This is a genomic window from Micromonospora sp. NPDC005710 (assembly GCF_040630995.1).
In the GTDB taxonomy this organism is placed as follows: Bacteria; Actinomycetota; Actinomycetes; order Mycobacteriales; family Micromonosporaceae; genus Micromonospora.
Map to the genome: position 1 here is coordinate 381,799 of NZ_JBEXYP010000003.1, position 22,709 is coordinate 404,507.

Annotated in this window: 22 protein-coding genes; 7 read left to right on the forward strand and 15 right to left on the reverse strand. The window is 71.1% G+C overall.

Features of this window, described 5'->3' with window-relative positions:
- Positions 1–68: 68 nt before the first annotated feature.
- A complete protein-coding gene (locus ABZ406_RS06185; protein WP_357756224.1) occupies positions 69–614 on the reverse strand; it encodes a TIGR00730 family Rossman fold protein in 546 nt (181 codons plus the stop codon).
- Complete coding sequence (locus tag ABZ406_RS06190) at positions 614–1,477, reverse strand: TIGR00730 family Rossman fold protein (RefSeq protein ID WP_357756225.1); 864 nt, start codon at positions 1,475–1,477, stop codon at positions 614–616. Before ABZ406_RS06190 ends, ABZ406_RS06185 begins: the two co-directional genes overlap by 1 nt.
- 154 nt (positions 1,478–1,631) lie before the next feature.
- Between ABZ406_RS06190 and ABZ406_RS06195 the strand changes: the two genes are divergently transcribed.
- On the forward strand, positions 1,632–1,796 hold the full coding sequence (locus ABZ406_RS06195) for a hypothetical protein (protein WP_357756226.1): 165 nt from the start codon (positions 1,632–1,634) through the stop codon (positions 1,794–1,796).
- 48 nt (positions 1,797–1,844) lie between these two features.
- Here ABZ406_RS06195 and dapE read toward each other — a convergent pair whose 3' ends face one another.
- Positions 1,845–2,918, reverse strand: a complete 1,074-nt coding sequence (gene dapE, locus ABZ406_RS06200) for a succinyl-diaminopimelate desuccinylase (RefSeq protein WP_357756227.1) — start codon at positions 2,916–2,918, stop codon at positions 1,845–1,847.
- Between the two features lie 78 nt (positions 2,919–2,996).
- On the opposite strand from dapE, the gene dapD reads away from it, so the two are divergent.
- Positions 2,997–3,956, forward strand: a complete 960-nt coding sequence (dapD, locus tag ABZ406_RS06205; RefSeq protein WP_357756228.1) for a 2,3,4,5-tetrahydropyridine-2,6-dicarboxylate N-succinyltransferase — start codon at positions 2,997–2,999, stop codon at positions 3,954–3,956.
- A 51-nt stretch (positions 3,957–4,007) separates the two neighbouring features.
- Here the strand turns inward: dapD and ABZ406_RS06210 are convergent, their stop codons facing one another.
- Complete coding sequence (locus tag ABZ406_RS06210; protein WP_357756229.1) at positions 4,008–7,406, reverse strand: S8 family serine peptidase; 3,399 nt, start codon at positions 7,404–7,406, stop codon at positions 4,008–4,010.
- Between the two features lie 106 nt (positions 7,407–7,512).
- Here ABZ406_RS06210 and ABZ406_RS06215 point away from each other — a divergent pair, with 106 nt between their 5' ends.
- Positions 7,513–8,145 (forward strand): sugar O-acetyltransferase, encoded by a 633-nt coding sequence (locus ABZ406_RS06215; RefSeq protein WP_357756336.1) that lies wholly within the window; start codon positions 7,513–7,515, stop codon positions 8,143–8,145.
- Here ABZ406_RS06215 and ABZ406_RS06220 read toward each other — a convergent pair.
- The 5 genes from ABZ406_RS06220 to fdxA form a co-directional block, all read right to left on the reverse strand.
- Positions 8,084–8,731 carry a nucleoside/nucleotide kinase family protein gene (locus ABZ406_RS06220; RefSeq protein ID WP_357756230.1) on the reverse strand — a complete coding sequence of 216 codons (648 nt, stop codon included), beginning with the start codon at positions 8,729–8,731 and terminating at the stop codon, positions 8,084–8,086. The two genes, ABZ406_RS06215 and ABZ406_RS06220, sit on opposite strands and share 62 nt — an antisense overlap.
- Positions 8,731–9,381 carry an SIMPL domain-containing protein gene (locus tag ABZ406_RS06225; protein WP_357756231.1) on the reverse strand — a complete coding sequence of 217 codons (651 nt, stop codon included), beginning with the start codon at positions 9,379–9,381 and terminating at the stop codon, positions 8,731–8,733. The genes ABZ406_RS06220 and ABZ406_RS06225 overlap by 1 nt, the downstream gene beginning before the upstream one ends.
- Positions 9,382–9,391: 10 nt before the next feature.
- The gene (locus ABZ406_RS06230; RefSeq protein ID WP_357756232.1) at positions 9,392–10,411 is read right to left on the reverse strand and encodes a prephenate dehydrogenase/arogenate dehydrogenase family protein; all 1,020 of its coding nucleotides are present in this window, start codon (positions 10,409–10,411) and stop codon (positions 9,392–9,394) included.
- A 130-nt stretch (positions 10,412–10,541) separates the two neighbouring features.
- Positions 10,542–11,645, reverse strand: a complete 1,104-nt coding sequence (dapC, locus tag ABZ406_RS06235; RefSeq protein ID WP_357756338.1) for a succinyldiaminopimelate transaminase — start codon at positions 11,643–11,645, stop codon at positions 10,542–10,544.
- On the reverse strand, positions 11,642–11,968 hold the full coding sequence (fdxA, locus tag ABZ406_RS06240; RefSeq protein ID WP_357756233.1) for a ferredoxin: 327 nt from the start codon (positions 11,966–11,968) through the stop codon (positions 11,642–11,644). Before fdxA ends, dapC begins: the two co-directional genes overlap by 4 nt.
- 79 nt (positions 11,969–12,047) lie before the next feature.
- Between fdxA and ABZ406_RS06245 the strand changes: the two genes are divergently transcribed.
- Positions 12,048–13,019, forward strand: coding sequence for a GNAT family N-acetyltransferase (locus ABZ406_RS06245; protein WP_357756234.1), 972 nt, complete (start codon positions 12,048–12,050; stop codon positions 13,017–13,019).
- A 322-nt stretch (positions 13,020–13,341) separates the two neighbouring features.
- Here ABZ406_RS06245 and ABZ406_RS06250 read toward each other — a convergent pair whose 3' ends face one another.
- The 3 genes from ABZ406_RS06250 to mshB all read right to left on the reverse strand — a co-directional run bounded on the left by ABZ406_RS06250 (position 13,342) and on the right by mshB (position 15,302).
- Positions 13,342–13,806 (reverse strand): hypothetical protein, encoded by a 465-nt coding sequence (locus tag ABZ406_RS06250; RefSeq protein ID WP_357756235.1) that lies wholly within the window; start codon positions 13,804–13,806, stop codon positions 13,342–13,344.
- 114 nt (positions 13,807–13,920) lie between these two features.
- Positions 13,921–14,358, reverse strand: a complete 438-nt coding sequence (locus ABZ406_RS06255; RefSeq protein WP_357756236.1) for a hypothetical protein — start codon at positions 14,356–14,358, stop codon at positions 13,921–13,923.
- A gap of 17 nt (positions 14,359–14,375) precedes the next feature.
- Positions 14,376–15,302: an N-acetyl-1-D-myo-inositol-2-amino-2-deoxy-alpha-D-glucopyranoside deacetylase gene (mshB, locus tag ABZ406_RS06260; RefSeq protein WP_357756237.1), complete on the reverse strand. Its 927-nt coding sequence runs from the start codon at positions 15,300–15,302 to the stop codon at positions 14,376–14,378.
- A gap of 86 nt (positions 15,303–15,388) precedes the next feature.
- Here mshB and ABZ406_RS06265 point away from each other — a divergent pair, with 86 nt between their 5' ends.
- Both ABZ406_RS06265 and ABZ406_RS06270 read left to right on the forward strand, forming a co-directional pair.
- Positions 15,389–17,533: a prolyl oligopeptidase family serine peptidase gene (locus ABZ406_RS06265; RefSeq protein WP_357756238.1), complete on the forward strand. Its 2,145-nt coding sequence runs from the start codon at positions 15,389–15,391 to the stop codon at positions 17,531–17,533.
- An 80-nt stretch (positions 17,534–17,613) separates the two neighbouring features.
- The gene (locus ABZ406_RS06270) at positions 17,614–17,826 is read left to right on the forward strand and encodes a DUF1737 domain-containing protein (RefSeq protein ID WP_357756239.1); all 213 of its coding nucleotides are present in this window, start codon (positions 17,614–17,616) and stop codon (positions 17,824–17,826) included.
- Between the two features lie 109 nt (positions 17,827–17,935).
- Here the strand turns inward: ABZ406_RS06270 and ABZ406_RS06275 are convergent, their stop codons facing one another.
- The gene (locus tag ABZ406_RS06275) at positions 17,936–18,235 is read right to left on the reverse strand and encodes a hypothetical protein (RefSeq protein ID WP_357756240.1); all 300 of its coding nucleotides are present in this window, start codon (positions 18,233–18,235) and stop codon (positions 17,936–17,938) included.
- Positions 18,236–18,469: 234 nt separating this feature from the next.
- Here ABZ406_RS06275 and ABZ406_RS06280 point away from each other — a divergent pair, with 234 nt between their 5' ends.
- A complete protein-coding gene (locus ABZ406_RS06280; protein WP_357756241.1) occupies positions 18,470–19,477 on the forward strand; it encodes a MerR family transcriptional regulator in 1,008 nt (335 codons plus the stop codon).
- Between the two features lie 349 nt (positions 19,478–19,826).
- Here the strand turns inward: ABZ406_RS06280 and ABZ406_RS06285 are convergent, their stop codons facing one another.
- Both ABZ406_RS06285 and ABZ406_RS06290 read right to left on the reverse strand, forming a co-directional pair.
- Positions 19,827–21,569, reverse strand: coding sequence for an ABC transporter substrate-binding protein (locus ABZ406_RS06285; protein ID WP_357756242.1), 1,743 nt, complete (start codon positions 21,567–21,569; stop codon positions 19,827–19,829).
- Between the two features lie 144 nt (positions 21,570–21,713).
- On the reverse strand, positions 21,714–22,700 hold the full coding sequence (locus tag ABZ406_RS06290; protein ID WP_357756243.1) for an ABC transporter permease: 987 nt from the start codon (positions 22,698–22,700) through the stop codon (positions 21,714–21,716).
- Positions 22,701–22,709 lie beyond the last annotated feature (9 nt).

Here is a 22,709-nt window from a genome sequence, read left to right on the forward strand (position 1 = left end):
GGCGGTGCGACACGCCGACAGAAGCGTCGCCAACTCCATGATCGACGCGGAAGAGAGCGGGGCGGCGGTCAGGTCAGGTGGGATTCCAGGACGTCCAGGGCCTCGGGGACGGTGGTGGTGACCGTCAGGAGGTCGCGGCCGGCGGGCTTGAGGAAGGTCTGGTCGGTCAGCGCGTCCAGCCAGTCCAACAGGGGACGGTAGAAACCGTCGGTGTCGATGAGCACCATCGGCTTGGCGTGCAGGGCGAGGGTGGCGGTCGTCCAGACCTCGAACAACTCGTCAAGGGTGCCCAGCCCGCCGGGCAGGGTGAGGAAGGCGTCCGACTTGTCGATCATGAGGGTTTTGCGGCCGGCCATCGAGTCGGTCACCAGCAACTCGTCGGAGGCCAGGTCGGCGACCTCCAGATCGACGAGCGACTGCGGGATCACGCCGATGGTGCGCCCACCGGCGGACCGGGCGCCGTCCGCCAGGGCGCCCATCATGCCGACGCAGCCACCACCGCTGACCAGCGTGTGCCCGCGCCGGGCCAGCTCCGCGCCGGTCTCGGCGGCCAGATCCAACCAGCGCTGATCGAGGGTACGGGAGGAGGCGCAGAAGACACAGATCGCCGCCATCAGTCCTGGTCCCGAGCCTGTTCGGCGGCCTGCTCGGCGGCCTGCTGGTCCGCACCGGTACGGGCGACGGCCTCCTCGCGGACCGCCTCCTGCTCGGCGGAGAGCGCGGCCTCCGAGGCGACGATGTAGCGGACCGCCTCGTTCACGTCGTCGGTGAGGCAGATCAGGTCCAGGTCGACCGGCCCGATCTTGCCGGTGACGGCCATCGTGTCGCGCAGCCAGTCGATCAGACCCTGCCAGTAGGCGACCCCCATGAGCACCACCGGGAACCGGGTGACCTTGCCGGTCTGCACAAGGGTGAGCGCCTCGAACAACTCGTCCATGGTGCCGAACCCGCCGGGCAGCACGACGAACGCCTGCGCGTACTTGACGAACATCGTCTTGCGGGCGAAGAAGTAGCGGAAGTCGATGGCCAGGTCGACCCAGTCGTTGAGGCCCTGCTCGAACGGAAGCTCGATGCCGAGCCCCACGGAGAGCCCGCCGGCTTCGCTGGCGCCCCGGTTGGCGGCCTCCATCACTCCGGGTCCACCGCCGGTGATCACCGCGTAGCCGGCTCGGGCGAGCGCGTCGCCCAACTGCTCGGCCAACTGGCACTCGGCGCTGTCCGGCAGGCTGCGGGCGGAGCCGAAGACGCTGACCGCCGACGGCAGGTCGGCGAGTGTGTCGAAGCCCTCGACGAACTCGGCGAGAATGCGCAGCGCGCGCCAGGCGTCCTTGGTCTTCCAGTCGCTCCGCCCCCGTGAATCCAGCAGCCGCTGATCGGCGGTGCTGCTCGGGATGGCCCCTCTGCGCAGGGTGACCGCACCGCGATGCCGCTCCCGTCCCGGACCGCGACCGGCCTCCCGCCCGTTGCTCTGGCTCATGGGGCAACCGTAGTGGAGCAGCACCGGTCGGGTGCGCGGGGCGGGGACGCCGAGAAATTGTTCGCGATCAAGGGCAACTATTCGGCGCTCCCGTACGTCTTACTATTCACATACCGGGTATGCCCCGGCGCGCGCCTTCGGGGGAGGAGACAGCGTGATCAGCAACAACGAGATGATCCGGATCCGTCGCCAGATGCAGCGACGGATCCAGGACGTGGTGGCCGAACGCCGCCGCACCCGAGACCTGGCGCCCTCCCCGTCCCCCGCGCAACCCGGAGCCGATCAAGAGGTTTGCGTCGCCGACAACGGGCCCGGCTGACGCAAACCTCTTGATCACCGGCGGGTGGGCCGGGGTTGGGGGTCCGGGTCAGGCGGGGGCCAGCCAGCGGTGCAGGGTTGCCGCGCCGTCGCGGATCTTGCTGATCTCGACGTGCTCGTCGGGGTGGTGGGCGAGGTTCGGGTCACCCGGGCCGAAGTTCAGCGCGGGGATGCCCATCGCCGCGAACCGGGCCACATCCGTCCAGCCCAGCTTGCCGATGGGCGCGGCACCGACCGCCGCCAGGAACTCCTTCGCGGGGGCCGCGTCCAGGCCGGGCGCGGCACCCGCTGCCGTGTCGGTGACCGTCAGCTCGAAGCCCGCGAACACCTCACGCAGGTGCGCCTCCGCCTCGGCCGGAGTGCGATCCGGGGCGAACCGGTAGTTGACCTCGACCTCGCACAGGTCGGGGACGACGTTGCCGGCCACCCCGCCGTTGATCCGCACCGCGTTCATGCCCTCGCGGTAGTCGCAACCGTCGATGGTGACCCGCCGCGCCTCGTACGTCTGGAGGCGGCGCAGCACCTCACCGGCGGCGTGGATGGCGTTCACCCCGTGCCAGGAGCGCGCCGAGTGGGCGCGGACACCGGTCGTGGTGACCACCGAGCGCATGGTGCCCTGGCAGCCCGCCTCGACGATGCCGTACGTCGGCTCCAGCAGCACCGCGAAGTCCGCCTCCAGCCACTCCGGGAACGCCTGGGCGACGAGGTTGAGCCCGTTGTAGCGGGACTCGATCTCCTCGGCCTCGTAGAAGAAGTACGTCACGTCGTAACGCGGGTCGGGCAGGGTCACCGCCAGGTGCAGCGCGTACGCGGTGCCGGACTTCATGTCGGAGGTGCCGCAGCCATACATCAGGTCGCCGCGCATCGTCGACGGGAAGTTGTTGTTCAACGGCACCGTGTCGAGGTGCCCGGCCAGCACGACGCGCTGCGACCGACCGAGGTCGGTACGCGCCATCAGGGTGTTGCCGTGCCGGTGGGTGGTGAGGTGCGGTACACCCCGCAGCACCTCCTCGACACAGTCGGCGATCGCCTTCTCGTTGAGGGACACCGATTCTATGTCGACCAGAGCGCGGGTCAGCTGCACCGGATCGGCGAGGACCTCGGGGGTCAGCGGGTTCTCCATGGTTCGCACGGTACCTTCAGGTCTGTCAGCGCGAGGAGCGAGCCGAGGTCAGCCCGGCCGTGACCGAGAGGTGTAACAGTGACGTCCGCAGATTCCGCCTGGGGCATCGGCCTGGCTACGGTCACCGCCGACGAGCAGGTGCTCGATACCTGGTACCCGACCGGCAAGCTGGGCCTGGGCGAGCTGCCGCTGGTCGCCGGCGAGGACAAGGCGGACGTGCTCGACCTGCCGCCGGCCGCGCTCGGTGACCGGCCGCTGCCTGGTCTGCGTACCGTGCAGGTGGTCACCGTGATCGGCTCGCTCGACGACCCGATCAAGGACGCCTCGGACGCGTACCTCCGGTTGCACCTGCTGTCGCACCGCCTGGTCCGGCCCAACCAGCTCAACCTGGACGGCATCTTCGGCAAGTTGGCGAACGTGGCCTGGACGTCCGCCGGGCCGTGCCCCCCGGAGCGGGTGGACGAGCTGCGCGTCATCGAGCGGGCCGCCGGCCGGCACCTGGCGGTCTACGGGGTGGACAAGTTCCCCCGGATGACCGACTACGTGGTGCCCTCCGGGGTGCGGATCGCCGACGCCGACCGCGTGCGCCTCGGCGCACACCTGGCCGCCGGCACCACTGTGATGCACGAGGGCTTCGTGAACTTCAACGCCGGAACCGTCGGCACCTCGATGGTCGAGGGGCGGATCGTGCAGGGCGTGCTTGTCGGCGACGGTTCCGACATCGGCGGTGGGGCCTCCATCATGGGCACCCTCTCCGGCGGTGGCACCGACAAGATCAGCATCGGTGAGCGGAGCCTGGTCGGCGCGAACGCCGGCGTCGGGATCTCGCTCGGCGACGACTGCGTGGTCGAGGCCGGCTGCTACATCACCGCCGCGTCGAAGATCACGCTTCCCGACGGCCGGGTGGTCAAGGCCCGCGAGCTGTCCGGCGTCGACGGGTTGCTGTTCTGGCGCAACTCGGTGACCGGCGCGCTGGAGGTCCGGCCGCGCACCGGCCGGGGCATCGAGCTGAACGCCGCCCTGCACGCCAACGACTGACGGCCCCGCCGGGTCCGCGGCGTCCAGCCGCGGACCCGGACGGGGTACGCCTCAGCGCAACCGGTACGCCTGGATGATCCGTTGGGTCACCGTGTTGCCGGCGGTGTCCCGGGCGGTGGCCTGCAGCGAGGCGTAGCCGTTGCCGGCCGGATGCCGCAACAGTGCCACCCAGCCGTCGGCCGAGGTACGGACCAGCTTCGCCTTGGCCCAGGTCTTCCCAGCGTCGTACGAGACGTCGACGGTGAGCTTCTCCACCCGGGCCGCCGGCGCGCCGGGCTGACGCTGCACCCGGACCGGGACGACGAAGCCCTGCCCGGCCGGAGCACTGTTGTCGACCCGCAGTGGCGGAGCGAAGCGGATCGCCGACACTGGCAGTCGGGCCGGCGTCTCACCGGCGACGTGCTTCGACCGGAAGGTCCAGCTGGACTCCACAGCGGTGCTCAGGTCGGTGAAGCTCCGCTTCGACGACGTGACGAGTCGGTAGTCCGCAGCACCCGGCGGCACGGTGAAGTTGGCGTAACCGGCGTACTCGCTCTCGCCGACCAGCTTGCCGTTGCGCCAGAGCTTGGTGTGCTCACTGTCGCTCAGCGAGGCACCCGGATGCCCGGCCGCGTCGCTGAACATCGGTACGTCGACCAGTATCGTGTCACCGGCCCGGGTGACGCTCTGCTCCGGCCAGCGCGGTTTCGGGAACGACGGCGCGTACGGCGCCTGGTTCCAGATCTCCTGCACCGTTCGCCCGGCACGGTACGCGGTGGGGTTGGAGAAGAGCGCGGCCTTCGCGATCAACCAGCCGTCCTCGTCGAGCGTTCCGAAGAAGACCTCCGACTCCCACTTCACACCATTGGTGTTGTAGTACTCGACCCGTTGGCCGGGCACCACAGTGGGCATGATGAGGGCGGAGCTGCCGACGTTGTACTCGAACGCGGGGAGCACCATCCGTTCGGCTGTCATGCCCGGGTCGCCCCCGCGGAACTTGTGCACGACGGTGGCCAGGTCCCGTCGGGTGTAGTCGCGGACGAACCCGGTGGGCATCCGGCCGGGGATCGCTTCGGCAAGCGCGTACAGGTACGGGCTGTCGGCCAGCTTCGGCGTGGTCCAGGTGCTGCTGACGGTGGCGACGAACCTGTCGGCGGAGACCGGCTTGCCGATCTGACCACTGGTCAGGCCGGTGTACGTCTCAGCCCAGAGCCCGACGCCGTACCCGCTGCCGTCGTCGGCGGTGAAGTTGCCGCTGACGTCGATCAGTTGCGGGACGGCGGTCCGGTCCGGCACCGTCGTCCGTACCGGCTTGGCCCGCCGGGCGTCCACCACAATCCGGGTGTCCCTCTCGACGGTGACGTCGGGCTGCATCAACAGGGACATCCCGCGCTGCTCGTCCTCCGGTCCGGGCTCGAAGACGAGGCCGCTCAGGCCGTAGTGCCCCTTGGGCACCCGCACGGTCGCCACCCCGTCGGAACTGACGAGGTCCCGGGCGCTGTAGGTGTCCGTTCCGAACAGCAGCGTCCAGTGGTCCGCCGTCCGCGCACCGGCGCGGTTCAGGTGCTCCACTGTGAGCGTGTAGCTCTCCACCTCCCGGTTCACTGCCAGCGGGGTGACAGCGACGACGGCCCCGGATCGGGCCACGATCCGACCGGTCCAGTAACCGTCGGCGTCGCCGAGCCGGGTGTCGGTGGTGACGGTAGTGGCCGCCGTGCCGCCCGCCGGCACTGTCAGTTGGCTGGCGCCCAACTGGAACAGGCCTGTCGGAAGCGCCCGACCGCCGGGGCCGGCGCCCTCGACGCTGAGGTCCACGGTGACCGGGGCCGGACCGTCGTTGCGCCAGGTCACCGTGCGGGTGATCGGGGCGTCGTCACTGTGCGGCCAGAGCGTACGGCCGAACGAGACGCTCACCGGGTCGGTGCTGAGCTGCTGGGTGATCGCGTGTGCGACGTCGACCCGCCCGGCACCCTGCTGGTAGGCGGTCTGCTCCGGGTGAGGCTTGGCGGCGGCCATCAGGGTGGCCTTGAGCCGGTCGGCCCGCCATCCCGGGTGCTGCTGGGCCAGCAGCGCTGCCGAACCGGCCACGTGCGGGGTGGCCATCGAGGTGCCGGAGAGGGTGACGTAGCGGTCCCCCACCGGGTCGCCGATGAAGCCGTCGGCGGACCGTGCGGCGACGATGTCGACGCCGGGCGCGGTGATGTCCGGCTTCAACGCGTCGTCGCCGATCCGCGGTCCCCGGCTGGAGAAGTCGGCCAACTCGTCGTCGCGGTCCACCGCGCCCACTGCGAGCGCGGCGTCGGCGCTGGCCGGGGAGCCGACCGAGCCGTCCGAGCCGTCGTTGCCGGCGGCGATGACGAAGAGCGTGCCGGTCTGCGCGGTCAGGGTCTGCACGGCCTCCTCCACCGGGTCCACCTCCGGGGTGTCCCAGCCGCCGAGGCTCATGTTGATCACTGCGGCCTTCTTCTCGACCGCGGCCCACTGCATGCCGGCGAGGATCGCCGAATCGGTGCAGCCCGCGTCCTCGCAGACCTTGCCGTCCAGCAGCGTCGCGTCCGGTGCCACCCCCCGGTACTTGCCGCCGGAGGCGGCACCGCTGCCCGCGATTGTCGAGGCCACGTGGGTGCCGTGGCCGACCGTGTCCCGAGAGTCGGCGACCTCGGTGAAGTTGCGCGCCTCGGCCACCTTCCCGGCCAGGTCCGGGTGGGTGGCGTCGACGCCGGTGTCCAGCACCGCTACCGACACTCCGGTGCCGGTGAACCCGGCCGCCCAGGCGGCGGGCGCGCCGATCTGCGGCACGCTGTGGTCCAGGCTCATCTGTCGACGGCCGTCCAGCCAGATCCGCTCGACGCCCCCCGCCGCGTCGAGCCGGGCCCCGGCGGGACCGGTGGTGATCTGCGCCCACACCGCGCCCAGGGAGGACTTGTCGCTGTTCAGGGCGGCACCGCGGATCACCGGAAGGTCGCGGGTCAGCCGCGAGCCGGGCAGGGCGGCCGAGGCGCGCCGGGCGGACCCGGTCGAGCCGTACGTCACCAGCAGCGGCAGGTTGTTGCGGTGGGCGTCGTCGTAACGCGCCTCGATGAGCCCGGTGATGTCGAAGAGTCGCCGGTCCACCCGGCCGGAGCGCAGCAACGGCACCGCGTCCGTCGGCGTCACGGTGAGGCGTCCGCGCTCGCGCTGGACCAGGAACTGCACGTCCTCGCGGCCGGCGCCGGGCCGGACCGAGGCACCGGAGGCGGTGACGGTGACCCGGTCACCGGTGATCAGCGTGACGGTGGTCGAGCGGTTGGCGACTGGTCCACCCGGAGTGGACTGTGGGCCGGTGCCGCCCGGTGGGGCGGGCACGGCGGTGGCGGCTGAGACGGGAGCCGGCGCGGAGAGCGCCAGCGCGAACACGAGGCCGAGAGCGGCCAATCTTCTTCCCTGGTGCAACGGATCCTCCTCGTCAAGCGTCTTGATGGATGGAGTCACATTGACAACCCAGAATTACATACCGAGTATGTAAAATGAAGTCCGAAAAATGACGGACCTGCCACGAGCCGACGAACCGGGCCGGCATGATCGGGCGGTGACCTCCATGAAGGACAAGATGCTCGCCGGCGAGCCATACATCGCCGACGATCCCGAGATCATCGCCGACCTGGACCGGGCCGCCCGACTGATGGAACGCTTCAACACCAGCCCGGCGGCCGACCCGCAGGCCCGAATCGCGGCCCTGCGGGAGCTCCTCGGCGATCTCGGCGAGGACACCTGGATCCGCCCACCGTTCTACTGCGACCACGGATGGCAGATCCGGATCGGCCCGCGCAGCTTCGTCAACTACAACGCCGTCTTCCTCGACGTCGCGCGGATCACCCTCGGCGCGGACGTTCAGGTCGGCCCGAACGTGCAGCTCCTCACCCCGACGCATCCGGTCGAGCCTGGCCCACGACGGGACAAGTGGGAGGCGGCCAGACCGATCACCATTGGCGACAACGCGTGGCTCGGCGGTGGCGCGATCGTGCTGGCCGGCGTGACGATCGGCGCGAACACCGTCGTCGGCGCGGGCGCGGTGGTCACCCGCGACCTACCCGCCAACGTGGTGGCGGTCGGCAACCCGGCCCGGCCGGTCCGTCAACTCGACCAGGACGCGACGGGCGGGGGTGCGATCAGGCCGCCGGCTGCTCCAACAGGCGCACCACCAGATCGGCCCGGTCGGCGGTCGGGGTGATCACTGCGGCATTCGACTCGTCGCTGCCCAGCGCCCACGCCCGCGCCTGCTCCGGAGACCGACCGAAGGCCTGGTGCCGGGCGGTCAGCCGGCGGTGCCGCATTTCGGCATCCAGGTCGAGAAACCACGCCTCGTGCAACAGCGGTCGGATCTCCTGCCAGGGGAAGTCCGGCAACAGCAGGTAGTTGCCCTCGGTCACCACCAGCCGGACCGACGGCAGCACCTCGATCGAGCCGGCCACCGGCTCCTCCCACTCCCGGCGAAACTCCGGCGCGTAGACCGACGTCGGCTCCAACCGGTGCAACCGGCGCAGCAGCGAGACGTACCCGTTGGCGTCGAAGGTGTCGACAGCACCCTTGCGGTCGGCGCGGCCCAGGCGGGCCAACTGCGACTGCGCCAGGTGGAAACCGTCCATCGGCACCAGGCAGGCGGCCGAACCGACCTCGGCGACGATCCGCTCCGCGAGGGTGGACTTTCCGGCGCCCGGTGCCCCGGCGATGCCGAGAAGCTGTCGCGGGCCCGCCTCGGCCAGCGCCGACGCCCGCGCCACCAACTCGTCGACTGACAGCACCCGGGCCGGGGGCATCAGCCCAGAACCGGTTCGCTGATGGTGAACCGCGCCTGCACCGCCGCCTGCACCGTCTGCGGCTGCGGGTCCAGCTCGAGCTCCGGCGGGCCACCGCCCGCGTCGCCGACAGCGGCGAAGGCCGCACGGGCGAACATCGGCCGGTCGGCGGGACCCGCATCAGCCAGCTCGATCAACGAGGTGACCCGGGCGCCCAGCGCCTCCGCGTACTCCCGGGCCCGCTGCAACGCGTCGCTGATCGCGGCGTGCCGGGCCGCGCGGTGAGCGGGGCTGTCCGGGCGAAGCTCCCACCACGGGCCGGCCACCTCGACCTGGTCCTGATCGGCGAGCCGCAGCATCAACTCACCAAGCGCCGTGAAGTCGGTGACAGTGACCGTGGTGGTGACACTGCCGTGCCAGGCGATCACCCGCTCACCCGACCGCCGCGTCTCCGGCCGCACCCGCAGGTCGCCGGTCTCCCGCCGCGCCACCGCCGGCCCGGACCCGTCGAGCAGCACCCGGACCGCCGCGGCCCGCTCGGCCAACCGGGTCAACGTCGCCTCCCGGTCCCGGTCGCGGGCTGTCGCGGTGACCGCGAACCGGGCCAGCTCGGGCGGCACCTCCTGGTACGCCTCGCCGCGCACCTGCACCACCGGACCGTCCACCGTCATGCCCCTCAGCCTAGTCAGCCACCGGGCGCCGCGCCGTGTAGGAGACCATGTCCGCGTCGATGCGCAGACCGGTCAGATGGCCGCCGGCCACGCCCAACTCGCGCAGCCAGGACACCTCCTCGGCGTGGTCACCGCCGGCCGGAAACTGCCTGTCGTACGCGTCGAACCGCCTGTCGCGCAACGCCGCGCGGGCGGCCCGCGCCTCGTCGTAGTGCGCGACGAGCGCCGGGGCGTCGTCGGCGCGCAGCGCGGCGGCAAGGTCGTCCAGGAAGGCGGTGACCTCGGACAGTTCACCCAGCACCCGGTCCCGGTTGCCGAGCAGCATGTTGGCGGTCCGCTCGGCGGGGGTGCCGGCGACCCGGGTGCCGTCGGAGAAGCTGCCGGCGGCGAGCGCGAGGATCGCGTCGCGCAGCGGTGCGCGCTGCACGGCGCCGGCCAGCGCGCCGGCCAGCAGGTGTGGCACGTGTGAGGCCAGCGCGGCAGCCGAGTCGTGTTCGGTGGCGGACATCGGCACCACCCGCGCCTCGAAGACCTCCACCAGCAGCTCGGCCAGCCAACGGAACGCGGTGATGGCCGGCCCGGGTGCCGGGCAGAGCACCCAGGCCGCGCCGGTGAGCAGGTCAGGCAGGGCGGCCGTCAGACCGGCCCGGTCGGTGCCCGCCATCGGATGGCCGGGCACGAACCGGTGCGTCAGCCCCTGGGCGGCGGCGATAGCCGCCACCTGCTCCTTGGTGCTACCGACGTCGGTCAGCACACAACGCTCACCGGTCATCGCCGCCACCTCGACAAGCGTCGCCGGGAGGGTGGGCAACGGCCCGCACAGGAAGACCACGTCCCGGTCGGCCACCGCCTCGACCAGCCGGTCCGGCGCGGGTACGCCCGCCTGGCGGGTCTCCCGCCGGGTCGTCTCGTCCGGGTCCCAGCCGACCACGTCGACGCCGGCGGCGGCCATCCGGAGCAGCACCGAACCACCGATCAGGCCGGTGCCGACCACTGCCGCCCGCACCCGCGCACCCGACCTGTCCACCATCCGCACACCTCGATGTTCCCGCTGGGGTGCGGGGCCTCGGCCCCGACCAGGTCCGGGGCCGAGGATATCGTTCGGCGCAGTCAGATCGTCGCGTCGCAGACGCTGGACGGCTCGACCGCCCGGACGGCGATCAGGCGAGGCGCGCCGCGACGCCGGCGATGTGTTCGTCGGACTCGGTGAGCGCGACGCGGACGTGCTGCCCGGACGTCGGGCCGTAGAAGGCACCGGCGGCGACCAGGATGCCGCGGCGGGCCAGCCAGTCGACTGTCTGCCAGCAGTCCTCACCCCTGGTCAGCCAGAGGTACAGGCCCGCCTCGGAGTGCTCCACGGTGAACCCGGCACCGGTGAACGCCGCGGCGAGCACCTCGCGCCGGGCGCGGTAACGCTCCCGCTGCTCCTCGGCGTGCCGCTCGTCCTCCAGCGCGGCCACCATTGCCGCCTGCACGGGCGCGGGCACGATCATCCCGGCGTGTTTGCGGACCTTGAGCAGCTCAGCGACGAGTGCCGGGTCACCGGCGACGAAGCCGGCCCGGTAGCCGGCGAGGTTGGACCGCTTGGAGAGCGAGTGCACGGCGAGCACCCCGTCGTAACTGCCCCCGCTGACCTGCGGAGACAGCACCGAGACCGGATCGGCCGACCAGCCCAGTGGCAGGTAGCACTCGTCGCTCGCGACCACCGCGCCGCGCTCGCGGGCCCAGTCGACCACCTTGCGCAGGTGCGCCGCGGGCAGCACCCGGCCGGTCGGGTTGCCGGGCGAGTTGACCCAGACCAACCGGACCCTCGGGGTCGGCCCGAGCGAGGTGAGCGAGTCGGTGCGGACGACTGTGGCGCCGGCCAGGCGGGCGCCGTCCTCGTAGGTGGGGTACGCGATCGACGGCACCACCACCACGTCACCCGGACCGATGCCGAGCAGCGTGGGCAGCCAGGCCACCAGCTCCTTCGAGCCGATGGTCGGCAGCACACCGAGACCGTCGACACCGGCGCCACAGGCACGGGACACCCACGCCGCGATCGCGGCCCGCAGCGCCGGCGTGCCGGCGGTGAGCGGATAACCGGGAGCATCGGACGCGTCAGCCAACGCCCGCCGGATCACCTCGGGCACCGGGTCGACAGGCGTACCCATGGAGAGGTTGATCAGGCCCTCCGGATGCGCCGCGGCCAGCGTGGCCGCGGCGTCCAGGGTGTCCCAGGTGAACTCGGGCAGCCGCGACGAGACCGGCGCGGGCCGGTTCAGTGGCCCTCGCCGCGCGGCGGCTGCGCGACGACGAAGGTGGCGTCCTTCTCCACCTTGCCGATCTTCGAGGCGCCACCGGGCGAACCCAGGTCCTCGAAGAACTCGTAGTTCGCGCCGGTGTAGTCCTTCCACTGCTCTGGAACGTCGTCCTCGTAGAAGATCGCCTCCACAGGGCAGACGGGCTCACAGGCACCACAGTCGACGCACTCGTCGGGGTGGATGTAGAGCATCCGATTGCCCTCGTAAATGCAGTCGACCGGGCACTCCTCGATGCATGCCTTGTCGAGCACATCTACGCACGGCTCGGCGATGATGTAGGTCACCGGTCTTCTCCTCCGCAAGACTCGCCGCGATCTCCCGCGACGGTAAGAGCCTAGTATCTCGCCGGGGAGGGGGTCGATCGTGCTCCGACAGCAGGATGTGGGACACCGAATCGTGGTCCGCCGGATTGTGGGGATTCGCGAAGGCCGCCCACAATTCTCCGATGCCCTGGGCGAGCTGGTGGAGCTGAGCGAGACTCATCTCACGCTGGCCACCGCGCAGGGGCAACTACGCGTCCCGGTGGCGCAGGTCCACCGGGCCAAACGCGTACCGCCGACCCGCCGGCCCACCGCCGCCGCGGTCGTGGCGCTGGAACAGGCCGCCAACGAAGCCTGGCCGGCACCGACCCAGGGCCGGCTCGGTGACTGGCTGCTCCGGTCCGCCGAGGGCTGGACCGGACGCGCCAACTCGGCGCTGCCCATCGGCGACCCGGACCGGCCACTGGCCGCCGCCGTCGACGCGGTGGAACGCTGGTACGCCGACCTGGGCCAACCCGCGTTGATCAACACCCCGCTGCCCCTCGCCGCACCCGTCGGCGCCGAGCTGGACGCCCGCGGCTGGAGCACCCGCCCACCGACGCTGGTGCAGACCGCGCCGCTACCAGCGCTCGTGTCACCACCCAGCACCGGCCCGGCCGGCGAGTCGGGCAGCGCGGTCGTCGAACTGGCCACCGCGCCCAGCGACGAGTGGCTGGCCATCGCCGCCGGCCGCAAGGGCGGCCTGCCGGACGCCGCCCGGCACGTGCTCACCGCAGTGCCCCAGGTCCGCTTCGCCCACGTGTACGCCGACAGCACCCTGGTGGCCGTCGGCCGCGGCACGGTAACCGGCCAGGGTCGCTGGCTGGGCCTCAGCCTGATCGAGGTCCTACCGGCGTCCCGCCGCCAGGGGTTGGCGCGCCGCGTGATCCACGAATTGGCCAGCTGGGGCCTGTCGGGCGGCGCGACACACGCGTTCCTCCAGGTCGAGCAACGCAACACGGCGGCGGTCGCGCTCTACCAGCGGCTCGGCCTCGTCACCCACCACACCTACCTGACCCGGGTAGCCCCAAACTGACCCCGACCGCCCCGGTACGGCGGCCGGGGCGCTGCCGGCTCCGGGCCGAGCCGGGCACGGCCGCCGGGCCGGTGGGCGCGTGGCCCGGGCTTGATCCACTCGGCTTCCCGGAAGTCGCGGCATCCAGACGCCCAGAACCCCCCGACCTCAAGGAACGCGAGTCGATCAAGCAGGGACGCCGCGTGGCCGCACGCAAACGGCACGCCGAAGGGCGACGTGCAAGCGGCACGCCGAAGGGCGACGTGCAAGCAGCACGCCGAGCGGCCGCAGGCACCGTCCGGGCGGGGGGACGCAACCTCGGGCAGAGCCGGGCGGGGCGGTGTCAGCGGCGGACGACTCGGCGGGGCTTGGCGGCTTTGACCTCCGCGTACCGCTTGAGCTGCTGGGAGCGGTAGTCACGCCCGAGCGCGGTGAGCACCAGGTAGCCGATCAGCAGCCCCGCACCGGTGGCGAGCAGGTAGAAACCGATCCGGAGGAGGAACGTCGCCGCGCCGCCGTCGAACGGGTTCTGACCGACCAGCAGGGGCCCGACCAGCACGGTCAGCAGCATGGCCACCGGCACCACGAGGGCCATGTCGGCGGCCCAGCCCGGGAGCGGTCGGCGGCGACCCCAGCGGAAGGCGACCACGGCGAGGATCAGCCCGATCACCGCGAACATCGCCAGGGACACCCGATCGGCGGCGGCCTCGTCGTCGTCGAAGCCGAACCTGGTGATCAGTCGGGCGACCACGTTGACCGCGAACAATGCTGCCACGAGCACCCCGATGTCACGCCACCGCTTGTCCATCGCCGGACCCTCCTGCCGTACGCCCCGTCGCGGGGTTCGCACCCCTGGCAGGAATATCTACCACCCCTACCTGTGAGATGCCATCAGCCGGCAGCATCCACCTACTCAGGGGCGTCAGCCGTTGAGCATGGTTGGCTGCGGGGCGAGGATCTGCCGGAATCCCATCACCGCGAACGTCATCGCACCGGCCACGATCATGGCCAGCCCGACCCAGTTGTCGCCGGCCAGCAACAGGTCACCCTCGTTGGTCCGGACGGCGGCGACCGCCATCAACGCGAACCAGGGCACCGCCGGCAGTGCCACCGCCCAGCGACGGCCGACGGCCTCGTACGCGAACCAGCTCAGCAGGATGTTGGCACCGATGGCGATGAGCACCGACACGCCGACCAGTTGCCCGCCGACGCGGAGCGTGGCGAGCAGCAACTCCAGTACGCCGGTGAGCACTCCGGCGAGGACCACCACTATCGCGCCGACCAGCCGCAGGCCCAGGTCCAGCAGTCGCGGCGGCGGCCCCGCCGGTGGCGGGGCTTCCTCGTCCTCCAGGACCGACATCGGTGCGGCCGGCACTGTCACCGGAGACCGGCCGCCGCGACCGGGGACCGGTCCGGGGCGGTTTCCGCGGGTAGCCCGGCGAAGAGGTCGTCCTCCCAGCCGTACGGCCCGGTGCCCGGGCCCTTCTCGCCGACCGCGAGGGTGAAGTACTCCACGCCCATGAACTCGCCCCCGAAGTTGCCGGCGATGGCGTACAGCCAGGAGTTGGCCGGGATCTGCGTGGCGTGCGCGCGCATCGCGGCCTCCTTGGCCGTGTGCTGGTCGGTGCCGTCGACCCGGGCGGCGATCTGGGCGTCCGGGGTGCCGAAGGGCAGGTCGGCGATGTCTTCGATGCCGCCGAACGGGTTGTCGGAAGATTCCGCGAAGTGCGTCATCCCGGCCTCCAGGACGCTGAGCGGCATGGCCGTCCAGTAGACCTTGAGCGGGGCGCAGCCCTCGGCGGCGGCCAGTTCGACAGCGCGCATCGCCACCCGGTGCGCCTGGATGTGGTCGGGGTGCCCGTAGAAGCCGTTCGGGTCGTACGTGACGAGGACCTGCGGGCGTACCTCTCGCATGATTTCCACGAGATGCCCGGCGGCCTCGTCGAGGTCGGCCTGCCAGAAGGCCCGGGGGTTGTCGTTCGTCGCGAGCCCCATCATCCCGGAGTCGCGGTAGCGGCCGGCACCGCCGAGAAAACGGTGGTCGCTGACGCCGAGCGCGTCGCACGCGGCGGCCAGCTCGGCCAACCGGTACCCGCCGAGCTGGTCCGCCTCGGCGGCGGCGAGCTGGGCCAGCGCGGGCACGTGGATCTCGCCCTCCTCGCCGAGCGTGCAGGTCACCAGCGTGACGTGCGCGCCGTCGGCGGCGTAGTGGGCCATCGTCGAGCCGGTGCCGATCGACTCGTCGTCGGGGTGCGCGTGGACCAGCAGCAGGCGGCGGTCGGGCAGCGTCGTCACGACGGTCACTCTAACTGGCGGTTAGGCCCGGCCACCGCTGACGCGTCCGCCCAGGTCGGCCACATCACCTCCGCTCCCGCTCTACGATTTGGCGTGTGGACTTCCCGGAGCTGGCCGCCCGCACCCGCCGGTTCAGCCACGGCGCGCCACGCGCTGTCTCGGTGGCTGAGGACGGCTCCCGAGTGCTCTTCCTGCGCTCCGCCGGCCCGGAGGATCCGGCGGACGCGCTCTGGCTGCTGGACGTGGGCACCGGCGAGGAGCGGCTGGTCGCCGATCCGGCGACCCTGCTCGGTGAGGGCGGGGATGTCAGGGCCCTCTCCCCCGGTGAGCGGGCGTTGCGTGAGCGGTTGCGGCTCAGCGCCGCGGGGATCGGCTCGTACGCGTTGGACGCGGCCGGCCGGGTTGCCGTGTTCACGCTGGCCGGGCGGTTGTTCCGGGCCGACCTGGTGCACGGCGACGTGGTGGAGGTGGCCACCGTCGGTCCGGTGCTGGATCCTCGCCCGGACCCGAGCGGGCAGCGGTTGGCGTACGTGACGGACGCCGCCGAGGGGGTGCGCCGGGGTGAACTGCGGGTGATCGACCCCGACGGCACCGACAACCTGTTGGCCGGCGAGGACGCCGGAGTGAGCTGGGGCCTGGCCGAGCACATCGCGGCGGAGGAGTTCGGCAGGTACCGGGGGTACTGGTGGGCGCCGGACGGCCGCATGGTGCTCGCCGCCCGGGTCGACGAGTCGCGCCTGGAGCGGTGGCACCTGCACGACCCGGCGCAGCCGGCCAGCCCGCCGACCGCCGTCGCGTACCCCCGGGCTGGTGGGCCGAACGCCGAGGTCAGCCTGCACCTGCTCGACCTGGACGACGGCTGGGTCGACGTGCACTGGGACCGGGAGACGTACCCGTACCTCACCGGGGTCAGCTGGGGTGAGGGCAGCCCGTTGATCACCGTGCTGCGGCGTTCGCAGCAGCACGGGCTGGTGCTGGCGGTGGACCCGCGAACGGGCGAGACGCAGGTGCACGCCGAACTGGCCGATCCGCGCTGGGTCGAACCGATCGCCGGCACCCCCGCACACCTGCCGGACGGGCGGGTCCTGGTCGGCGGCGAACTGGCCCACGACGGGTACGACGCGAGGTGCCTCTTCGCGGACGGCACCCTGCTCACGCCGCCGTCGCTGTACGTACGACGGGTGGTGGGTCGGCTGCCGGCCGCCGCCGGCCCGGCCGACCTGCTGGTGGAGGCGAGCGACGGCGAGCCGAGCGAGCGGCACCTGTTCCGGGTCCGCACCACGATCGGCGGCGGGGTGGACGCGCGCCGGCTCACCACCGACTCCGGCTGGTACACCGCCGCAGTGGGCGGGGACGTGCTGGCCGTCGGCGTCGCGTCGCTGGACCATGCCGGGGTGCGCTGGACGGTACGCCGCGGCGAGAAGGAGATCGCCGAGCTGCGCTCGTTCGCCGCCGCCCCGCCGTACTCTCCGCTGCCGCTGCTGGAACGCGTCACCGATCGGCGGCTGCCGGCGGCGGTGCTCTACCCGGACAACCACGTGACGGGTCGGCGGCTGCCGGTGCTGCTGGACATCTACGGCGGCCCGGGGCACCAGGAGGTCGTGGCGGCGCGGGCCGCGTGGTTGGAACGGCAGTGGTGGGCCGACGCCGGCTTCGCGGTGGTCACCATCGACAACCGGGGTACGCCGGGCGTGGCGCCGTCGTTCGAGAAGGCCATCCACCGGCGGGTCGCCGACGTGATCCTGACCGACCAGATCGACGCGTTGACAGCACTCGCCGGCAAGCACCCGGACCTGGACCTGGGCCGGGTGGGGGTACGCGGTTGGTCGTTCGGCGGGTGGCTGGCCGGGTTGGCGGTGCTACGCCACCCGGAGCTGTTCCGCTGCGGGATCGCGGGCGCCCCGGTGACCGACTGGGCGTTGTACGACACCGCGTACACCGAGCGTTATCTGGGGTTGCCGGAAGACGGTCTGGACATCTACGCGCACCATTCGTTGGTCGAGTTGGCCGCCGAGCCGGTCACCAGCCCGGACCAGGCCCGACCGTTGCTGTTGGTGCACGGCATGGCCGACGACAACGTGGTGGCCGCGCACACGCTGCGGTTGTCGGCGGCGCTGCTGAGCACCGGCCGGCCGCACGCCGTGCTGCCGTTGACCGGGACCACGCACATGGCCGCGAACGGCACCGCCGAGCGGCTGCTCCCCCTGGAACTGGAGTTCCTGCGTACCCATCTGGGCTGAGCAGATCCGCTCCGGCCCAACCAGAGGGCCTACGGTAGGTCGGCGAGACGGTGCGGCGGCCGGCGACGAATAATGCGGGGGTGTCGGAATCCCCGAAGCCACTCGGCTACCGCCTCATCACCGGACCGGACGACGCCGAATTCTGCGCCCGCGTCAGCGCCCTTCTCGATCAGGGCTATCGGCTGCACGGGTCGCCAGCACTGACCTTCAACGGCGAACGCGTCATCGCCGCCCAAGCGGTGGTGCTGCCGCACGACGTCGCGTTCGAGACGTACCGGAGCGACGGCGGGTAGCGGATCGGCGGCGGATGCCCGGCTCCTCACGCGCCAGAACTCGCAATCTCGGACACTTTCCGTCATCGCTTGACGGAAAGTGTCCAAGATCTGCTCTGCCGACTACCTGTCAGTCGTCCTCGATGCGCCCGGTGGCGGGGTCGACCATGGCCAGGAAGTCGCGGATGTTCTTCCTGTGCTGGTCGAGAGACAGGCCGAGTGTCGGACTCGCACCGAATCCGTAGCCGGGGTTCGGCCCGCTGAGCCAGGTGTAGTCGGTGCCGTCGCACTCGTTCCGACGGAGAGCGAACGTCTGTCCATCGACGTCGAGCGTGCGCGGCGGGGTATCGACGGCACCGTCAGGGTCGCGGGGCGGGCCGGGCACTGCCTCCCGGTCGCCATCGCCGTCATCTGGGTAGATCGGCTTCACCTGGCCATCTTCGTGGATACGCCCGTCCGTCGCACCGAGTTGCCTCAGTGGCCGCGCGACGCCGGCCAGGCGATCCCGTGCCAGGGGTGACCGCAGAGTGGTGCGGGTCGACCTCGTTGCCCTGATCGGAAGCTCGGCGGCTTCGGGGGGCTTCGTAAGGGGTGCCACCGCCCCTCGCGGCGCTGTCTGTGGGAGCTTGCATCTCAAGCCGCTTGAGATCGCATAGTGGGCCCCGTGGACAGAAACGAGTTGTACGCCATCGGAGATGTCGCCCGGCGGACCGGCCTGAGCGTCAGCGCCGTCCGGTACTACGGGGACGCCGGTGTCGTCACGCCGGCCGCCAGCACCCCGGCCGGCCACCGCCTGTACGACGTGTCGGCGATCGCCCGGCTGGAACTGGTCCGGACGCTGCGCGAACTCGACGCCGGCCTGGACGAGATCCGGCGGGTGCTGGCCGGTGAGGCGACGCTGGCCGAGCTGGCCGCCACCCACCTGGCCCTGCTGGAACGGCAGGAGGCACGGTTGCGCAGCCGACGGGCGGTGTTGTCGGCAATCCTGCGGCAGGGCTCCACTGCCGAGCAGGTCACGCTGATGCACAGGCTGGTCGGCATGTCCGATGAGGAACGCGACCGGCTGATCGACGAGTTCTGGGCCGAGGTTTCCGCCGGATGGGATCCGCCGGAGCGGATGGTCGAGTGGTGGCGGGCGGCCCGACCGGAGCTGCCCGACCATCCCACCGCAGCCCAACTGGAGGCGTGGATCGAGCTGGCCGAGCTGGTCCGGGACGCCGAGGTCCGGCAGGCCGTACGCAGTGAGTTGCACGAGGTCTGCACGACCGGGGCGGGGCCGCTGATGACCTCGTCGCCGATGTTGGACGCCCTGGAGGAGGGTGCGGCGATCGGCCAGCCGGTGATGGACGCGGCGCGGGAGCAGGTGCCGCCCGACTCACCCAGGGGGCGGGAGATCGCCGACCGGTGGATGGAGTGGCTGACGGGCATCTTCGCGACGCCGGACAGCCCTGGAATCCCGGACACGCCCGAGTTCCGGATCCAGGCCGCCGACCAGATGCTGAAGGGCGCGCAGTGGGACCGGACGCCGCCCGAGCAGGAGGGGCCGTACGACAGGTACCTGGAGCTGGTCGCCATGGTGAACGACGCGCCGCCGGAGCAGTTCCCGTACGAGTGGCTGGCCGCTGCGCTGCGCGCGTCCGCCCCGACGGAGGTGACCGACAGTCGTTGCTGACCATCGGTGGCGGCCGTCACCTCTGAGGCGCCTTGGCGCGAGGAACTGGGTGGTGGCTTCGATGAGCAGGCTGCGGGTGCCGGGTTCGGCCCATGCCTCGTCCGACCGGCGAACCAGTCACACGCCACGGAGCACGAGTTCGGTGACCCGCCCCGGATGGGCCTGCGACTGCCACTCGCGAAGCCGGCCGGCCGGCGAGCCGACGATCTCGGGTTTCAGGGAAGCGGGGTGTCGAGGTGCCCTGGACACCCCGGTTTTTAGGAAACGGAGTCGATCAAGGGGCGAACCACAGAAGGGCCCCCTCCCGACGACGTTGTCGGAAGGGGACCCTGCTGGTCTGCGGTGTGACTTACGGCTTGACGTGCGCGTTCACGAACGACGGGTAGCCGAAGACGCTGGAGATGAAGATCCCGCCCGCCTTGGACCCGTGCACGTTGTAGGCCACGTCGACGTAGAGCGGCACCACCGGCGCGTACTCCTTCATGATCCGCTCGTCGAGCTTGGCCCACTCCGCGCCCTGGTCGGCTGCGGGCATGGCCTGGATGCGGTCCATCTCGGCGTTGATCGCCGGGTCGTTGAAGTAGGCCTGGTTGCTGTTGCCCTCGGCCTTGATCGAGCGACCGTCGTAGAGCACCGGCAGGATCGACGCCCCGCTCGGCCAGTCCGCCGCCCAGTTGCCGATGTACAGGTCCCAGGGGTTGTTCTTCTTCTTGATCTCGTCGAGCTTCGCGTCGTCCGAGATGTTCCGCAGCGTGATCTTGAAGCCGGCCCGCTCCAGGTTGGCCTTGAGCTGGGCGCCCTGCTGCTGCTCGGTCGAGTTGTCGGCGACACCGAGGACCAGCTCCGGCGTCTGCCCGCCGAGCAGCTCCTTGGCCTTGGCGACATCGCCGTTGGGGCCGGCCGGGTACGCCTCGTACGCCTTGTAGCCGATGGTGGCCGGCGGCATCAGCGTGGTCAGCGGCGCGGCCACGGTCTGACCGCCGAGCGCCTTGATCATGCCGTCCCGGTCGATGGCGTAGTTCAACGCCTGGCGGACCTTGAGGTCGGTGACCCGCTGGTTGTTGATCACGAGCTGGTTGGCGCTCGGCGTCGGCGAGAGGATGGTGCGCGACTTGAGCGTGGCGTCGCCGGCCACCTTCGCGACAAGTGAGGCGGGCACCGTGTTGAAGGCGAGCGCGCTCTGGTCGGCGCCGTTGTCGGCGATCACCCGGTTGTTGGCGGCGTCCGCGGTCGGGCCGAAGCTCCAGACGAACTGGTCCGGGTACTGGTGCCGGACGGCGTCGGTGGCCGGGTCCCAGTTGGGGTTGCGGTCCAGTGTGATCTGCACGCCGACCTGGTTCTTGGCGACCTTGTACGGGCCGGACGAGAACGGCTGCTTGTCCAGGTCGACACCGGTGTCCTTGTCGGCTGGCAGCGGCGCGGTGGTCGGCAGCGACGCCGCGAACGGCAGGTCACAGCGGGGCTTGGCGAACTCGAAGCGCAGCGTCTTCGCGTCCGGCGTGCTCAGGCCGGGCGGCAGCGACGTCTTGTTCTTCTTGAAGTCCCACTTGGTGTCGAACTGGGCGGTGTCGGCCAGCCACTCCTGGATGTAGGTAGGGCCGCCGGAGAGGTCCGGGTCGAAGGACCGGGCGATGCCGTACGCGATCTCCTTGGAGGTGATCGGCCGGCCGTCCTCGAACTTCACCCCGTCCTTGATCGTGAATTCCCAGACCTTGCAGTCGTTGTTGACGTTCTTGCCCGGTGTCTCGGCCAGGTCGCCAACCAGGACCAGGCCGCCCTTGCCGTCGTCCTTCCAGGTGGTCAGGTAGCGCGACCACAGGGGGTTGGCCATCAGACCGGCGAACGAGTACGTCCGCTGCGGGTCCAGGTGGGAGATCGGCGACTCCCGGATGACGCTGAACACGCCGCCCTTCGCAGCGCCGCTCACCTCGGCGGCCGGCCCCTGCGAGTCCTTGGGGTCGGTCGCGATGACCCCGGTCTGCTTCCGGTCGGTGTCCACAGTGGTGCCCTCGCCCGTGTTCTTCGAGCACGCACCCAGTGCCACCACCAGAGCGATCGCGCCGCCTGCGGCAGCCACCACGCGTGGTCTCATGAAGTACCCCCTTCACCCATGTGCCGTGCGTTTCGTCGGGGCGAGAACCGCCGACGTCCCGAGGATCGTAAAGAAGAAAACCTACGAGTTGTGTAACAGTTGTCGATAAATTCCGCCACTGGCGGCGCCCCGGCCAGCAACAGCTCAGCGCAGCCGCACCCGGGGGTCGATCGCCGCGTAGAGCAGATCCACCAGCACGTTCGCCAGCACCACGAAGACCGCGGCGATCAGCACGGTGGCCATGATGGTGGGCAGATCGCCCGAGCGCACCGCGTCCACCGCCGTCCGCCCCAACCCCTGGATGCCGAACGTCGTCTCGGTGATCACCGTCCCGCCCAGCGCCCCGCCCACGTCCAGCCCGGCGATGGTCACCACCGGGGTGATCGCCGCGCGCAGCGCGTGTCGCCCGTACACGGTGGGTTTGGCCAGGCCCTTGGCCCGCGCGGTCCGGACGAAGTCCTCCGACAGCGTCTCCAACATCTGCGCCCGGGACAACCTGGCGTAGATCGCCGAGAAGAGGAAGGCCAGCGCCACCCAGGCCAGCACGAGTCCGCTGGCCCACCTCGCCGGGTTGTCGAAGAGGGACGTGTAGCTCGGCACCGGCAAGAGCCGCAGGTTGTAGACGAACACCAGCAGCAGCACCGCGCCCACGAAGTACAACTGCAACGAGGCACCGGTCAGCGAGAAGCCGATCGCCAGCCGGTCCAACCAGGTGCCCCGACGCAGCGCGGACACCATGCCGAGACCCACACCGAGCAGCAACCAGAGGATCGCCGCCGGGATCACGATGCTCAGCGTCACCGGCAGCACCCGGGCGATGGTGTCCGAGACGGCCTCGTTGGTGACGTACGACCAGCCCAGGCAGGGTGCGTCGCACCGGCCGCCCTGGGCGCTGCCCAGGTCCCGACCGGTGACGATGCCCTTCATGTAACCGGCGTACTGGCTGATCAGCGGGTCGTTGAGGCCCAGGTCGTCGCGGACCCGCTCCAGCCGCTCCGGGTTGCAGTTCTTCGAACAGATGCTGCTGACCGGGTCGCGGGGCAGGGCGAAGAACATCAGGAACGTCAACACGCTCACCGCGAAGAGCGTCAGCGTGGCGGAGAAGAGTCGCTTGAGCAGAAAACGCGCCATGAATGTGAC

Bases quoted from the DNA above. Each gene is read 5' to 3' on its own strand.
- ABZ406_RS06185 (WP_357756224.1), bottom strand. From the start codon at position 614: ATGGCGGCGATCTGTGTCTTCTGCGCCTCCTCCCGTACCCTCGATCAG.
- ABZ406_RS06190 (WP_357756225.1), bottom strand. From the start codon at position 1,477: ATGAGCCAGAGCAACGGGCGGGAGGCCGGTCGCGGTCCGGGACGGGAG.
- dapE (WP_357756227.1), bottom strand. From the start codon at position 2,918: ATGGAGAACCCGCTGACCCCCGAGGTCCTCGCCGATCCGGTGCAGCTG.
- ABZ406_RS06215 (WP_357756336.1), top strand. From the start codon at position 7,513: ATGAAGGACAAGATGCTCGCCGGCGAGCCATACATCGCCGACGATCCC.
- ABZ406_RS06220 (WP_357756230.1), bottom strand. From the start codon at position 8,731: ATGCCCCCGGCCCGGGTGCTGTCAGTCGACGAGTTGGTGGCGCGGGCG.
- ABZ406_RS06225 (WP_357756231.1), bottom strand. From the start codon at position 9,381: ATGACGGTGGACGGTCCGGTGGTGCAGGTGCGCGGCGAGGCGTACCAG.
- ABZ406_RS06230 (WP_357756232.1), bottom strand. From the start codon at position 10,411: ATGGTGGACAGGTCGGGTGCGCGGGTGCGGGCGGCAGTGGTCGGCACC.
- ABZ406_RS06250 (WP_357756235.1), bottom strand. From the start codon at position 13,806: ATGGACAAGCGGTGGCGTGACATCGGGGTGCTCGTGGCAGCATTGTTC.
- ABZ406_RS06255 (WP_357756236.1), bottom strand. From the start codon at position 14,358: ATGTCGGTCCTGGAGGACGAGGAAGCCCCGCCACCGGCGGGGCCGCCG.
- ABZ406_RS06285 (WP_357756242.1), bottom strand. From the start codon at position 21,569: ATGAGACCACGCGTGGTGGCTGCCGCAGGCGGCGCGATCGCTCTGGTG.
- ABZ406_RS06290 (WP_357756243.1), bottom strand. From the start codon at position 22,700: ATGGCGCGTTTTCTGCTCAAGCGACTCTTCTCCGCCACGCTGACGCTC.